Source organism: Mesorhizobium sp. WSM4830 (assembly GCF_055811495.1).
The window spans coordinates 1-15,021 of record NZ_JBVVQI010000056.1 but is presented as its reverse complement, the minus strand read 5'-3'; the positions used below and the strand labels follow the sequence as shown (position 1 = coordinate 15,021).

Below are 15,021 nucleotides of genomic sequence, written 5' to 3'. Positions count from 1 at the left end.
CGCTTTTCCCACGCCCCCCCCTCAAAATCACACCCCCCCGGGCCCCCCCGCCGGCCCAATTTTTAAATTTAATTCCGTGTTCCGCCCGGGCGCCCGGGGGCGCGCCGCCCGCCACTCCTTTCGCGTCGAAGGGAGGCTGCGTAACGCGAAGAGTGCGAAAACCTCTTTCCTGAGGGCCGCAAACCGGCCTTCAGGAAACGGGTTTTCTCCCGTTTCTGGCCCACCGCCATTTGGCGGCGGGTGAAAAGACAAGAAGCCGCCGACAGGCGGCGGGCAACAAGACAGGGCCGCCAAGGTGGCCCGAGATGCAAGGCGAGCCGCGGCGAGGCTCGTCCCGAGAATTGAGCTAAGGAGCGACGATGGCCCAGACCCAGACTTTTAATGGCCGCAGACGCGTACGCAAGTTTTTCGGAAAGATCCCGGAAGTTGCGGAGATGCCGAACCTGATCGAGGTTCAGAAGGCATCCTATGACCAGTTCCTGATGGTGGAGGAGCCCAAGGGTGGGCGTCCTGACGAGGGGCTGCAGGCAGTTTTCAAGTCGGTCTTCCCGATTTCCGATTTTTCCGGCTCCTCGATGCTGGAATTCGTGAAGTATGAGTTCGAGGGACCGAAATTCGACGTTGACGAATGCCGTCAGCGCGACCTGACCTATGCGGCGCCGCTCAAGGTGACGCTGCGCCTCATCGTGTTCGATATCGACGAGGATACCGGCGCCAAGTCGATCAAGGACATCAAGGAGCAGGACGTCTACATGGGCGACATGCCGCTCATGACCTTGAACGGCACCTTCATCGTCAACGGCACCGAGCGCGTCATCGTCTCGCAGATGCACCGTTCGCCGGGCGTTTTCTTCGACCATGACAAGGGCAAGTCGCACTCGTCCGGCAAGCTTCTGTTTGCCGCGCGTGTCATTCCCTATCGCGGCTCGTGGCTCGACATCGAGTTCGACAGCAAGGACGTCGTGCACGCCCGCATCGACCGCCGCCGCAAGATTCCGGTGACGTCGCTGCTGATGGCGCTCGGCATGGACGGCGAAGAGATCCTGTCGACCTTCTACAACAAGATCATCTATAAGCGTGCCGGCGACCATTGGCGCATCCCGTTCAACGTCGAGCGTTTCCGCGGCCTCAAGGCCGTTGGTGACCTGGTCGACGCCGACACCGGCGAAGTCGTCGTCGAGGCCGGCAAGAAGATCACTGCCCGCCAGGCCAGGGCGCTTGGCGAGAAGGGTCTCAAGGCGATCAAGGCGACCGACGAGGATCTGCTCGGCAACTATCTTGCCGAGGATATCGTCAACTACGCGACCGGCGAGATCTTCCTCGAAGCCGGCGACGAGATCGACGAAAAGACGCTGAAAGTGCTGCTCGGCACCGGCGAGGACGAGATCAAGGTCCTCGACATCGACCACGTCAATGTCGGCGCCTATATCCGCAACACGCTCAACGTCGACAAGAACGAGAGCCGCCAGGACGCGCTGTTCGACATCTACCGCGTGATGCGCCCCGGCGAGCCGCCGACGCTCGAAACCGCCGAAGCCATGTTCAACTCGCTGTTCTTCGACAGCGAGCGCTATGATCTGTCGGCCGTCGGCCGCGTCAAGATGAACATGCGCCTCGAGCTCAAGGCCGAGGATACCGTGCGCGTGCTGCGCAAGGACGACATCCTGGCCGTGGTCAAGACGCTGGTCGAACTGCGCGACGGCAAGGGCGAGATCGACGACATCGACAATCTCGGCAACCGCCGCGTGCGCTCGGTCGGCGAGCTGATGGAGAACCAGTACCGCGTCGGCCTGCTGCGCATGGAGCGCGCGATCAAGGAGCGTATGTCCTCGATCGAGATCGATACGGTGATGCCGCAGGACCTGATCAACGCCAAGCCGGCGGCTGCCGCCGTGCGCGAGTTCTTCGGTTCCTCGCAGCTGTCGCAGTTCATGGATCAGACCAACCCGCTGTCGGAGATCACCCACAAGCGCCGTCTTTCGGCGCTTGGACCGGGCGGTCTGACCCGCGAGCGTGCCGGTTTCGAAGTGCGCGACGTGCACCCGACGCATTACGGCCGCATCTGCCCGATCGAGACGCCGGAAGGCCCGAATATCGGCCTGATCAACTCGCTTGCGACCTTCGCGCGCGTCAACAAATACGGCTTCATCGAGAGCCCGTACCGCAAGATCGTCAACGGCAAGCTGACCAATGAGGTCGTTTACCTTTCGGCAATGGAAGAGGCCAAGCACCACGTCGCGCAGGCCAATGCCGAGCTCGACAAGAATGGTCATTTCGTCGACGAATTCGTCATTTGCCGCAACGCCGGCGAAGTGATGATGGCGCCGCGCGAAAACGTCGATCTGATGGACGTGTCGCCGAAGCAGATGGTTTCGGTGGCCGCGGCCCTGATCCCGTTCCTCGAGAACGACGACGCCAACCGCGCGCTGATGGGCTCGAACATGCAGCGTCAGGCCGTGCCGCTGGTGCGCGCCGAAGCGCCGTTCGTCGGCACCGGCATGGAGCCGATCGTCGCCCGTGACTCGGGCGCCGCAATCGGCGCCCGCCGCGGCGGCATCGTCGACCAGGTGGACGCGACGCGTATCGTCATCCGCGCCACGGAAGACCTCGATCCCGGCAAGTCCGGCGTCGACATCTACCGGCTGATGAAGTTCCAGCGTTCGAACCAGAACACCTGCATCAACCAGCGTCCGCTGGTGCGCATGGGCGACCGGGTCAACAAGGGCGACATCATTGCCGACGGCCCGTCGACCGAGCTCGGTGATCTGGCCCTCGGCCGCAACGTGCTGGTCGCGTTCATGCCGTGGAACGGCTACAACTACGAGGATTCCATCCTCTTGTCCGAGCGCATCGTCGCCGACGACGTCTTCACCTCGATCCACATCGAGGAGTTCGAAGTCATGGCCCGCGACACCAAGCTCGGGCCGGAGGAGATCACGCGCGACATCCCGAACGTCTCGGAAGAAGCACTGAAGAACCTCGATGAGGCCGGCATCGTCTACATCGGTGCGGAAGTGCAGCCGGGCGACATTCTGGTCGGCAAGATCACGCCGAAGGGCGAAAGCCCGATGACGCCGGAAGAAAAGCTGCTGCGCGCCATCTTCGGTGAAAAGGCCTCGGACGTGCGTGACACGTCGATGCGCATGCCTCCGGGAACCTTCGGCACCGTCGTCGAAGTGCGTGTCTTCAACCGCCACGGCGTCGAGAAGGACGAGCGCGCCATGGCGATCGAGCGCGAGGAGATCGAACGCCTCGCCAAGGACCGCGACGACGAGCAGGCGATCCTTGACCGTAACGTCTATTCGCGCCTTTCCGACGTTCTCGTCGGCAAGGAGGCGATTGCCGGGCCGAAGGGCTTCAAGAAGGGCTCGAAGCTGTCGAAGGACACGCTCGACGAGTATCCGCGTTCGCAGTGGTGGCAGTTTGCCGTGGAGAACGAAAAGCTCCAGAGCGAACTGGAAGCCCTGCGTGGCCAGTACGACGATTCCAAGAAGGCGCTCGAGCAGCGCTTCATGGACAAGGTCGAGAAGGTGCAGCGCGGCGACGAGATGCCTCCGGGCGTCATGAAGATGGTCAAGGTCTTCGTGGCCGTGAAGCGCAAGATGCAGCCCGGCGACAAGATGGCCGGCCGGCACGGCAACAAGGGTGTCGTGTCGCGGATCGTTCCGGTCGAGGACATGCCTTTCCTCGAGGACGGCACGCATGCCGATATCGTGCTCAACCCGCTGGGTGTGCCGTCGCGCATGAATGTCGGCCAGATCCTGGAGACGCATCTGGGCTGGGCCTGCGCCGGAATGGGCAGGAAGATCGGCGATCTGATCGACGCGTACAAGACGGCGGGCGACATCAAGCCGCTGCGCAAGACGCTCGAGAGCTTCATGCCGGCCAACGACCGCAACGAGCCGGTCCGCGAATATGACGACGAGAGCATCGTTCGCCTCAGCGAGCAGATGCGCCGCGGCGTCTCCATCGCGACACCGGTGTTCGACGGCGCGCACGAGGCCGACATCAACATCATGCTGGAGCAGGCGGGCCTGCATACCAGCGGTCAGTCGCAGCTCTATGACGGACGCACCGGCGAACCGTTCGATCGCAAAGTGACGATGGGCTATATATATATGCTCAAGCTTCACCACCTTGTGGACGACAAGATCCACGCGCGTTCGATCGGACCGTACTCGCTCGTTACCCAGCAGCCGCTGGGCGGCAAGGCGCAGTTCGGTGGCCAGCGCTTCGGCGAGATGGAGGTCTGGGCGCTCGAAGCGTACGGCGCCGCCTACACGCTGCAGGAGATGCTGACGGTGAAGTCGGACGACGTCGCCGGCCGCACCAAGGTCTACGAGGCGATCGTCAGAGGCGACGACACCTTCGAGGCCGGCATCCCCGAGAGCTTCAACGTTCTCGTCAAGGAAATGCGGTCTCTCGGCCTCAATGTCGAGCTGGAGAACACCAAGCTCGACGACAACCCGATCCGGCTGCCCGACGCGGCCGAATAAGCAAGACGCTCGGTCGCGGGAGAGGGCTCTCGCGACCGGGGCGCACCCAAATTCTTCGGCCGATGGCCGATCAAGTCGGCGGGCGTTTGGCCCGCGCTAGATGCAAGGGGTTTTCGAGGACCCCGAAAAGGAGAACGGCATGAACCAAGAGGTCATGAATCTCTTCAATCCCCAGGCGCCCGCGCAGGTGTTCGATTCCATCCGGATCTCGCTTGCCAGCCCTGAGAAGATTCTGTCCTGGTCGTTCGGCGAGATCAAGAAGCCGGAGACCATCAACTACCGCACCTTCAAGCCGGAGCGTGACGGCCTGTTCTGCGCGCGCATTTTTGGTCCGATCAAGGACTATGAGTGCCTGTGCGGCAAGTACAAGCGCATGAAGTACAAGGGCGTCATCTGCGAGAAGTGCGGCGTCGAAGTCACGCTGTCGCGCGTCCGCCGCGAGCGCATGGGCCATATCGAGCTGGCGGCACCGGTCGCCCACATCTGGTTCCTGAAGTCGCTGCCGTCGCGCATCGGCACGCTGCTCGACATGACGCTGAAGGACATTGAGCGCGTCCTCTACTTCGAGAACTACATCGTCACCGAACCCGGCCTCACCGCGCTGAAGGAGCACCAGCTGCTCAGCGAGGAAGAGTACATGATGGCCGTCGACGAATATGGCGAGGATTCGTTCACCGCGATGATCGGCGCCGAGGCGATCCACGACCTTCTGGCCGGCATGGACCTGGAGAAGATCGCCGGCGATTTGCGTTCGGAGCTGGCTTCGACCACCTCCGAGCTCAAGCAGAAGAAGTACCTGAAGCGGCTCAAGGTCGTCGAGAACTTCATGGAATCCGGTAACCGTCCGGAATGGATGATCATGAAGGTGGTTCCGGTGATTCCGCCGGACCTGCGTCCGCTTGTCCCGCTGGACGGCGGCCGTTTCGCCACGTCGGATCTGAACGATCTCTATCGCCGCGTCATCAACCGCAACAACCGCTTGAAGCGGCTGATCGAGCTGCGCGCGCCCGGCATCATCGTGCGTAATGAAAAGCGCATGCTGCAGGAAGCCGTCGATGCGCTGTTCGACAACGGCCGCCGCGGCCGCGTCATCACCGGCGCCAACAAGCGTCCGCTGAAGTCGCTGTCCGACATGCTGAAGGGCAAGCAGGGCCGGTTCCGCCAGAACCTGCTCGGCAAGCGCGTCGACTATTCCGGCCGCTCGGTCATCGTCACCGGTCCGGAGCTCAAGCTGCACCAGTGCGGCCTGCCGAAGAAGATGGCGCTCGAGCTGTTCAAGCCCTTCATCTACGCCCGTCTCGACGCCAAGGGTTACTCCTCGACCGTCAAGCAGGCGAAGAAGCTGGTCGAGAAGGAGCGTCCGGAGGTCTGGGATATCCTCGACGAGGTCATCCGCGAGCATCCGGTGCTTTTGAACCGCGCACCGACGCTGCACCGCCTCGGCATCCAGGCGTTCGAGCCGATCCTGATCGAAGGCAAGGCGATCCAGCTTCATCCGCTGGTCTGCACGGCCTTCAACGCCGACTTCGACGGCGACCAGATGGCGGTCCACGTGCCGCTGTCGCTGGAAGCGCAGCTCGAAGCCCGCGTGCTGATGATGTCGACCAACAACATCCTGCACCCGGCTTCCGGCGCGCCGATCATCGTGCCGTCGCAGGACATGGTTCTCGGTCTCTACTATCTCTCGATCGTCAACCAGAACGAGCCGGGGGAGGGCATGGTGTTTGCCGACATGGGCGAGCTCCAGCACGCGCTCGAGACCAAGGCGGTGACGCTGCATGCCAAGATCAAGGGGCGCTTCCGCACGGTCGACGCCGACGGCAAGGTCGTGTCGAAGATCTACGACACCACGCCTGGCCGCATGATCATCGGCGAGCTTCTGCCGAAGAACCACAACGTGCCGTACGAGACCGCCAACCAGGAGATGACCAAGAAGAACATCTCCAAGATGATCGACACCGTCTACCGCCATTGCGGTCAGAAGGAGACGGTCATTTTCTGCGATCGCATCATGGCTCTCGGCTTCAGCCACGCCTGCCGTGCCGGCATTTCGTTCGGCAAGGACGATATGTTGATTCCGGACGCCAAGATCAAGCTGGTGTCCGACACCGAGGCTTTGGCCAAGGAGTACGAGCAGCAGTACAATGACGGCCTGATCACCCAGGGCGAGAAGTACAACAAGGTCGTCGACGCCTGGGCCAAGTGCTCGGAAAAGGTCGCCGACGAAATGATGGCCCGCATCAAGGCGGTCGAGTTCGAGGACAACGGCCGTCAGAAGCCGATGAACTCGATCTACATGATGTCGCACTCCGGTGCGCGCGGCTCGCCCACCCAGATGCGCCAGCTCGCCGGCATGCGCGGCCTGATGGCCAAGCCCAGCGGTGAAATCATCGAGACGCCGATCATCTCGAACTTCAAGGAAGGCCTCACCGTGCTCGAATACTTCAACTCGACCCACGGCGCTCGCAAGGGTCTGGCCGACACCGCCTTGAAGACGGCGAACTCGGGTTACCTGACGCGTCGTCTCGTCGACGTGGCGCAGGACTGCATCGTCAACTCGCTCGACTGCGGCACCGACAAGGGCCTCACCATGCAGCCGATCGTCGATGCCGGTCAGGTCGTCGCGTCGGTTGGCCAGCGCGTTCTCGGCCGTACCTCGCTCGACGACATCACCCACCCGGTCACCGGCGAGGTTCTGGTCAAGGCCGGAACGCTGATGGACGAGCGGGACGTGGAACTGATCGAAAAGGCCGGCGTGCAGTCGGTCCGCATCCGTTCGGCGCTGACCTGCGAGGTCAGGGTCGGCGTCTGCGCGGTCTGCTACGGACGCGATCTGGCCCGCGGCACTCCCGTCAACCAGGGCGAGGCTGTCGGCGTCATCGCGGCGCAGTCGATCGGCGAGCCGGGCACCCAGCTCACCATGCGTACCTTCCACATGGGCGGCACGGCGCAGGTGGTGGATTCCTCCTTCCTTGAAGCCTCCTATGAGGGCAAGGTCGAGATCCGCAACCGCAACGTGGTGCGCAACTCCGACGGCCAGCTGATGGTCATGGGCCGCAACATGGCGGTGCTGATCCTCGACGAAGCCGGCAAGGAACGCGCCACGCACCGCGTCACCTACGGTTCGCGCATCTTCGTCGACGATGGCGACAAGGTTAAGCGCGGCCAGCGTATCGCCGAGTGGGATCCCTATACCCGCCCGGTCCTCACCGAAATCGAGGGCAGGGTGTCGTACGAGGATCTGGTCGACGGCATTTCCGTTCAGGAAACGGCCGACGAATCGACCGGCATCACCAAGCGTGAGGTCATCGACTGGCGCTCGACGCCACGCGGCAACGACCTCAAGCCGGCGATTGCCATCCAGGACGCCAAGGGCAAGGTCGGCAAGCTGTCGAAGGGCGGCGACGCCCGCTTCCTGCTCTCGGTCGAGGCCATTCTTTCGGTCGAGCCGGGCGCACAGGTTCGCCCCGGCGACGTGCTGGCGCGTATTCCGATGGAAAGCGCCAAGACCAAGGACATCACCGGTGGTCTGCCGCGTGTGGCCGAACTGTTCGAAGCACGCCGTCCGAAGGATCACGCCATCATCGCCGAGATCGATGGCACGATCCGCTTCGGCCGCGACTACAAGAACAAGCGCCGTATCATCATCGAGCCGCATGACTCGACGCTTGAGCCGGTCGAATACCTGATCCCGAAGGGCAAGCCGTTCCATCTCCAGGACGGCGACGTCATCGAGAAGGGCGACTACATCCTCGACGGCAATCCGGCGCCGCACGACATCCTGGCGATCAAGGGCGTGGAGGCGCTTGCCTCCTACCTCGTCAACGAGATCCAGGAGGTCTACCGCCTGCAGGGCGTGTCGATCAACGACAAGCACATCGAGGTGATCGTTCGCCAGATGCTGCAGAAGGTCGAGATCACCACGCAGGGCGATTCGACCTACATTCCGGGCGACCACGTCGACGTGATCGAGCTGGAAGAGGTCAACGAGCGCCTGGTCGAGGAAGGCAAGAAGCCGGCCGAAGGCCAACCGGTGCTGCTCGGCATCACCAAGGCCTCGCTGCAGACGCCGTCCTTCATCTCGGCCGCCTCCTTCCAGGAGACGACGAGGGTGCTGACCGAAGCTGCGGTTGCCGGCAAGACCGACATGCTGCAGGGGCTGAAGGAAAACGTCATCGTCGGCCGGCTGATCCCGGCCGGTACCGGTGGCACGATGAGCCAGATCCGGCGCATCGCCACCTCGCGCGACGAGCTGATCATCGACGAGCGCCGCAAGGCGTCCGGCGTCGAGGTCGCCGAGCCGATGCTGACCGACATGGCTTCCGCCGCACAGTAAGCGCGCAAGAAAGATGAAGATAGAAAAGGGGCCCAAGTGGCCCCTTTTCGCATTTTTGGTTCCCCAATCGGATCGGAGAAGAAAACGATGAGCAGGAAGATCTGGGCTTCTGTCGACGACTATATTGTCGAGGCTCTTTTCGAGGCGGATGCTGCCCTTGATGCCGTTCTGGCGGCCAACCGTGAACAGGGCCTGCCGCCGATCGACGTTTCGCCGGCACAGGGCAAGCTGCTGTCACTTCTTGCGCGAATGCTGGGAGCAAAGAAGGTACTCGAAATCGGCACGTTGGGCGGCTATTCGACAATCTGGATGGCGCGAGCATTGCCGATGGACGGCAAGGTCGTGACGCTCGAGCTTGATCCGCACCACGCCAGTGTCGCGCGGTCGAACTTTGAACGGGCAGGGGTGTCGGATAGGGTGGAACTGCGGGTCGGACCGGCGCTTCAATCGCTTGCGGCGTTAGGCGCCGAGAGTGCCGGGCCGTTCGACTTCATCTTCATCGACGCCGACAAGCCGAACAACCCGCACTATCTGTCGTGGGCCATGCGTCTTTCGAGGCCGGGGACCGTCATCGTCTGCGACAATGTCATCCGTGACGGCGCGGTGGTGAATGAAGATGGTCGCGACGCCAATGTCGAAGGGGCACGCGCGGCGTTCTCGTTCATCGGCAGCGACAAGCGTCTGCAAGGCACCGCCAACCAGACTGTTGGCGCCAAGGGCTATGACGGCTTTGCCATAGCGATCGTCGACTGAAGCTGCCACCGGCGGCTGGCTTTTGAAGGAATCGTCAATTGAACGAGGCAACCATCTGGGAATTGATCAACGCTGGCCGAGATCGCATGAGCTTTGGGCAGCGAAGACTTTGGGAGCTGATCAAGATCGAACCGGAAGAATGGCTGCATCACTCGCCTGCCGGGAGTGATCATCGCATCTGGGTCGTAGGTTTGATCGGCCGGAGCGTGATTTCCTACAATGACATTGAAGGCGGGTTCGACCGTTCAAATTTCATTCGATATGGAGAAATCACCGAGCTTGGTTGGGGGCAGGCCGATCTCGAGGTGGTGGTTCAAGATGTCATGAGCGAACTTGAACAAGGACACCGGACGGCTCCCGTTACTTCTGCGCCTCGTCCGGGAGAATTCCCGGACCGCAAGCCAAGGTGATCCGGAACATTCAAGGTCGCTCTACCGGCGTCAGTATCAATCGAAAAACGCTTCGACCACATTGCGCCTGCCGAGCATGAAGGCGTCGGCGACGTGCTGCAGGGGCTCGAGATCGACGTCGGAGGTGCCCGCGCGCACGATCTCGGCGAATCGCTTGTAGAGCATCGGGTACTCCGCTTCCGGCTCCTCGTGAACGACGCGACCATCGATGGCGAGCTTCGAGCCGCCGCCGGAAAGTACCATCGATCCGGCCTCGGTATCGGCCAGAATGTCCCAGCTTTGCGGGCCGGTCTGGCGCCAGTCGAGTTCCATCGTCACCGGCAGACCGTTCGAAGTGCGGAAGGCGATATGGGCGGCGATCGGGGCAGCGCGGTTTTCGGGGAAATCGAGCTCTGCCGAGCTGATGAACATCGGCGGCAGGATGTGGGTGGCGATCGACAGCGCGTTGATACCGGGATCGAAGACACCAAAACCGCCGGGAGCCCAGATCCACTCCTGGTTCGGATGCCAGCGGCGCACGTCCTCCTTCCAGTTGATGGCAGCCGACCTGATCGTAGTCGAGCTGAGGAATGCACGTGCAGCTTCGACAGCCGGCGCATAGCGTGAATGCCAGCTGGCGAACAGGCAAACGCCGTTCGCTGCCGCCAGCGCCTTCAGGTCTTCGACCTCGCTGACCGTGGCGCCGGGCGGCTTTTCCAAGAAGACATGCTTTTTCGCCACCAGCGCCGTGCGCGCTGAGTCATAGCGAAACTGCGGCGGCATGCACAGCGACACCGCCTCGAGCTCCGGCACCGCGTCGAGCATCGCCTCGATCGTCGGGAAATTCGGGATGTCTTCGACTTTGCCATGGCGGCTGGCTGCGGCAACCAGGCGATAATCCTGGTCCTTCGCCAGCGCAGGCAGATGCTGGTCGCGGACGATCTTTCCCACGCCGACGATGCCGAGCTTGATGGGATTAGAGGACATGGGAACTCCGCAGGTTGAGTGTGCTTGGTTTTGCCAGAGGTCGCTTCTTAGCAGAGAACTTGTGCCGGGCAAGTCGCCGGGCTTGTGTCGCCGGCCCGCGAGATCGACCGCGATTCAGATCTCTTCAAATAGGCACATCGAACGTCACGATCGATACTTCGCCTTCGAGCGCGCCCTGATAGGCGGACAGATGCGGCTCCTCGTCGGGCACGCCGTCCAGGTCGCCGATCTGATCGAGCTCGGCCTCGGCGTAACCTTCCGCGGCAAGTGATTCGAGAGCGCGGCGCACCGCCGAATCGTCGTCCGGCGCGACCAGCATCACATGCACGCCCTCCGGCTTGCCGCCTTTGCGCTTCCACACCCGGCCGGTAATAATGGTGACCGGGCGCTCCTCATTGTCATTCACGGGTTCGTACCTCCGGGCGAGGGGTTTTGGGCTGTTCATGCCGCCTTTTCGCACGAAGCACGGCCTGGAAACAGCGGCAAGCCGCTCACTTTCTGCCTTCCTCTTGAAAAACGGCGCAAGAAAATTACATGCGCTTTTCGCATGGCTGCCAAGCCTCGGGTTCAGCGCAATATTTGCCGCTCCGGGGTTGACGGACAGTGGCCATACGAGTAGAAGCCGCCCAGTCAGAACCGATGTGAGGCTCTCGCTTCCGAAGCGACACGCTTTGGAGTTTGCCTCAAACAGGGTTCGTTTTACGAGCGAAAAGACATTTCCGGCGTGCATGAAGCGGCTTCCGCTTCCTCTGCCATTTGTTCGGGCAAGACCGCGAGGCGCGGTTTGTGGCCCGAATTTGCGTATGGAAATGACGCTTTGAGCGGCCCTGACCGGGCAAGACACGGAATTGAGAGACAAGAGGGTTTAATGCCTACCGTCAACCAGCTGATCCGCAAGCCGCGCATTGCGCCGGTGAAGCGCAACAAGGTCCCGGCCATGCAGCAGAACCCGCAGAAGCGGGGCGTCTGCACGCGCGTCTACACCACGACGCCGAAGAAGCCGAACTCGGCGCTGCGCAAGGTGGCCAAGATCCGCCTGACCAATGGTTTTGAAGTGATCGGTTACATCCCCGGCGAAGGCCATAACCTTCAGGAGCACTCGGTGGTGATGATCCGCGGCGGCCGCGTCAAGGATCTTCCGGGCGTCCGTTACCACATCATCCGCGGCGTGCTCGACACGCAAGGCGTGAAGAACCGCAAGCAGCGCCGTTCGAAATACGGCGCCAAGCGTCCGAAGTGACCGAAGCGTAGCCAAGGTCGTTCCGGACGGCGTCAAGCGACGATCCGGGATCCAGGCCACCGCGTAGAATTGAGGCAGAGAAAAAATGTCCCGTCGTCACAGTGCAGAAAAGCGTGAGATCAATCCGGACCCGAAGTTCGGCGATCTGATCGTCACCAAGTTCATGAATGCCGTCATGTATGACGGCAAGAAGTCGGTTGCCGAGACCATCGTCTACGGCGCGCTCGACCAGGTCCAGTCCAAGACCAAGCAGGAGCCGGTCACCGTCTTCCATCAGGCGCTCGACAATGTCGCGCCACATGTGGAAGTGCGTTCGCGTCGCGTCGGCGGCGCTACATACCAGGTTCCGGTCGACGTGCGCCCCGAGCGCCGCCAGGCATTGGCCATCCGTTGGCTGATCGCCGCCGCCCGCAACCGCAACGAGACCACTATGGTCGACCGCCTCTCTGGCGAGCTGATGGACGCGGCCAACAACCGCGGCACCGCCGTCAAGAAGCGTGAAGACACCCACAAGATGGCAGAAGCCAACCGCGCTTTCGCGCACTACCGCTGGTAAAGCGCGAACGAGACTGAAGAGGCACCTCCCATGGCCCGCGAATATAAAATCGAAGACTACCGCAATTTCGGTATCATGGCGCACATCGACGCCGGCAAGACGACGACCACCGAGCGCGTCCTCTATTACACGGGCAAGTCGCACAAGATCGGCGAAGTCCACGACGGCGCTGCCACCATGGACTGGATGGAGCAGGAGCAGGAGCGCGGCATCACCATCACGTCGGCCGCTACCACGACCTTCTGGAAGGGTCGCGACGGCAAGATGTATCGCTTCAACATCATCGACACCCCCGGCCACGTCGACTTCACCATCGAGGTCGAGCGTTCGCTGCGCGTGCTCGACGGCGCCATCGCGCTGCTCGATGCCAATGCCGGTGTCGAGCCGCAGACGGAGACCGTCTGGCGCCAGGCTGACAAGTATCGCGTGCCGCGGATGATCTTCTGCAACAAGATGGACAAGATCGGCGCCGACTTTTACCGCTCGGTCGAGATGATCGGTTCGCGCCTCGGTGCGCATGCCGTCGTCATGCAGCTGCCGATCGGCGCCGAGACCGAGTTCAAGGGTGTCGTCGACCTCGTCGAGATGAACGCGCTGGTCTGGCGCGACGAGACGCTGGGCGCTGCCTGGGACGTCGTCGAGATCCCTGCCGACCTCAAGGCTCGTGCCGAAGAATACCGCGAGAAGATGATCGAGGCCGCCGTCGAAATGGACGAAACGGCGCTCGAGAATTACCTCGAAGGCAAGATGCCGAGCAACGACGAGATCCGTGCGCTCATCCGCAAGGGCACGATCGCGGTGAAGTTCTATCCGATGTTCTGCGGTTCGGCCTTCAAGAACAAGGGCGTGCAGCCGCTGCTCGACGCCGTCGTCGAATATCTGCCGTCGCCGGCCGATGTCCCGGCCATCAAGGGCGTCGACGCCAAGACCGACGCCGAGATCGAGCGTCATGCCGACGACAACGAGCCGCTGTCGATGCTTGCCTTCAAGATCATGAACGACCCATTCGTCGGTTCGCTCACCTTTGCCCGCATCTATTCGGGCAAGCTCACCAAGGGCATCTCGGTCGATAACACCGTGAAGGGCAAGAAAGAGCGCATCGGCCGCATGCTGCAGATGCATGCGAATTCGCGCGCCGACGTCGAAGAGGCGTTTGCAGGCGACATCGTCGCCCTCGCTGGTCTCAAGGACACCACCACCGGCGACACGCTCAGTGATCCGCTGCACCCGGTCATCCTCGAGCGCATGGAATTCCCCGATCCGGTCATCCAGATCGCCATCGAGCCGAAGACCAAGAACGACCAGGAAAAGATGGGCCTCGCCCTTCACCGCCTGGCTGCCGAGGATCCGTCCTTCCGCGTCAAGACCGACGAGGAAAGCGGCCAGACGATCATTTCCGGCATGGGCGAGCTTCACCTCGACATCATCGTCGACCGCATGCGCCGCGAGTTCAAGGTCGAGGCCAATGTCGGCGCGCCGCAGGTGGCCTATCGCGAGACGATCACCCGCAAGCACGAGCAGGACTACACGCACAAGAAGCAGACCGGCGGTACCGGCCAGTTCGCCCGCGTCAAGATCCTGTTCGAGCCGAATCCGGAAAGCAGCGAATTCGAGTTCGAAACAAAGATCGTCGGCGGCGCCGTGCCGAAGGAATACATCCCCGGTGTCGAAAAGGGCATCAACAGCGTCATGACCTCAGGCCCGTTCGCCGGCTTCCCGATGATCGGCGTCAAGGCGACGCTGATCGATGGCGCCTACCACGACGTGGATTCCTCGGTTTTGGCCTTCGAAATCGCCGGCCGTGCCTGCTTCCGTGAAGCAGCGCCCAAGCTTGGCGTGCAGTTGCTCGAGCCGATCATGAAGGTCGAAGTGGTGACGCCGGAAGATTACGTCGGCAGCGTTATCGGCGACCTGAACGGCCGTCGCGGCCAAATCCAGGGCCAGGAAGCACGTGGCGTCGCGGTGGTGATCAACGCGATGGTGCCGCTCGCCAACATGTTCAAATACGTGGACAACCTTCGCTCGATGAGCCAGGGCCGCGCGGCCTACACGATGCAGTTCGACCACTACGAGCCGGTCCCGACCGCGGTCGCGCAGGAAGTCCAGAAGAAATACGCGTAACTCGAACGAGTTGCACCAGTAACTTAATTCAAGGCCCGCACGGGCTGGCAGGAATGGAGAGATCACATGGCAAAAGGTAAATTCGAGCGCACTAAGCCTCATGTGAACATTGGCACGATTGGTCACGTCGACCATGGCAAGAC

General features: G+C 62.1%; 9 protein-coding genes and 1 pseudogene. 8 read left to right on the top strand and 2 right to left on the bottom strand.

All coding sequences use genetic code 11. The annotated features are described in order from the left end of the window. The first annotated feature begins 359 nt into the window (after positions 1-359). The 4 genes from rpoB to AC0L2Y_RS33210 all read left to right on the top strand — a co-directional run bounded on the left by rpoB (position 360) and on the right by AC0L2Y_RS33210 (position 9,995). Complete coding sequence (gene rpoB, locus AC0L2Y_RS33225; RefSeq protein WP_292662592.1) at positions 360-4,496, top strand: DNA-directed RNA polymerase subunit beta; 4,137 nt, start codon at positions 360-362, stop codon at positions 4,494-4,496. A gap of 139 nt (positions 4,497-4,635) precedes the next feature. Next, positions 4,636-8,832, top strand: coding sequence for a DNA-directed RNA polymerase subunit beta' (gene rpoC, locus AC0L2Y_RS33220; protein ID WP_352951248.1), 4,197 nt, complete (start codon positions 4,636-4,638; stop codon positions 8,830-8,832). Between the two features lie 87 nt (positions 8,833-8,919). Then, positions 8,920-9,585, top strand: coding sequence for an O-methyltransferase (locus AC0L2Y_RS33215; protein WP_473562175.1), 666 nt, complete (start codon positions 8,920-8,922; stop codon positions 9,583-9,585). Between the two features lie 38 nt (positions 9,586-9,623). Continuing rightward, positions 9,624-9,995: a hypothetical protein gene (locus AC0L2Y_RS33210; protein ID WP_352493442.1), complete on the top strand. Its 372-nt coding sequence runs from the start codon at positions 9,624-9,626 to the stop codon at positions 9,993-9,995. A 36-nt stretch (positions 9,996-10,031) separates the two neighbouring features. On the opposite strand, the gene AC0L2Y_RS33205 is transcribed toward AC0L2Y_RS33210, so the two are convergent. Together AC0L2Y_RS33205 and AC0L2Y_RS33200 are read right to left on the bottom strand one after the other, a co-directional pair. Beyond that, a complete protein-coding gene (locus AC0L2Y_RS33205) occupies positions 10,032-10,961 on the bottom strand; it encodes a Gfo/Idh/MocA family protein (protein WP_473562174.1) in 930 nt (309 codons plus the stop codon). 124 nt (positions 10,962-11,085) lie between these two features. Next, positions 11,086-11,367, bottom strand: coding sequence for a transcriptional regulator (locus AC0L2Y_RS33200; RefSeq protein ID WP_254817147.1), 282 nt, complete (start codon positions 11,365-11,367; stop codon positions 11,086-11,088). Positions 11,368-11,829: 462 nt separating this feature from the next. Between AC0L2Y_RS33200 and rpsL the strand changes: the two genes are divergently transcribed. The 4 genes and pseudogenes from rpsL to AC0L2Y_RS33180 form a co-directional block, all read left to right on the top strand. Beyond that, positions 11,830-12,201, top strand: coding sequence for a 30S ribosomal protein S12 (gene rpsL / locus AC0L2Y_RS33195; protein ID WP_006333356.1), 372 nt, complete (start codon positions 11,830-11,832; stop codon positions 12,199-12,201). 85 nt (positions 12,202-12,286) lie between these two features. Further along, positions 12,287-12,757, top strand: coding sequence for a 30S ribosomal protein S7 (rpsG, locus tag AC0L2Y_RS33190; RefSeq protein ID WP_008875664.1), 471 nt, complete (start codon positions 12,287-12,289; stop codon positions 12,755-12,757). A gap of 30 nt (positions 12,758-12,787) precedes the next feature. After that, positions 12,788-14,878 (top strand): elongation factor G, encoded by a 2,091-nt coding sequence (gene fusA, locus AC0L2Y_RS33185; RefSeq protein ID WP_473562173.1) that lies wholly within the window; start codon positions 12,788-12,790, stop codon positions 14,876-14,878. 66 nt (positions 14,879-14,944) lie between these two features. Further along, positions 14,945-15,021 (top strand): annotated as a pseudogene (locus tag AC0L2Y_RS33180) (GTP-binding protein); the annotation flags it as partial.

Excerpts from the sequence above, each read along its gene's own strand:
- rpoB (WP_292662592.1), top strand. The coding sequence starts at position 360 with ATGGCCCAGACCCAGACTTTTAATGGCCGCAGACGCGTACGCAAGTTT.
- rpoC (WP_352951248.1), top strand. The coding sequence starts at position 4,636 with ATGAACCAAGAGGTCATGAATCTCTTCAATCCCCAGGCGCCCGCGCAG.
- AC0L2Y_RS33215 (WP_473562175.1), top strand. The coding sequence starts at position 8,920 with ATGAGCAGGAAGATCTGGGCTTCTGTCGACGACTATATTGTCGAGGCT.
- AC0L2Y_RS33205 (WP_473562174.1), bottom strand. The coding sequence starts at position 10,961 with ATGTCCTCTAATCCCATCAAGCTCGGCATCGTCGGCGTGGGAAAGATC.
- rpsL (WP_006333356.1), top strand. The coding sequence starts at position 11,830 with ATGCCTACCGTCAACCAGCTGATCCGCAAGCCGCGCATTGCGCCGGTG.
- rpsG (WP_008875664.1), top strand. The coding sequence starts at position 12,287 with ATGTCCCGTCGTCACAGTGCAGAAAAGCGTGAGATCAATCCGGACCCG.
- fusA (WP_473562173.1), top strand. The coding sequence starts at position 12,788 with ATGGCCCGCGAATATAAAATCGAAGACTACCGCAATTTCGGTATCATG.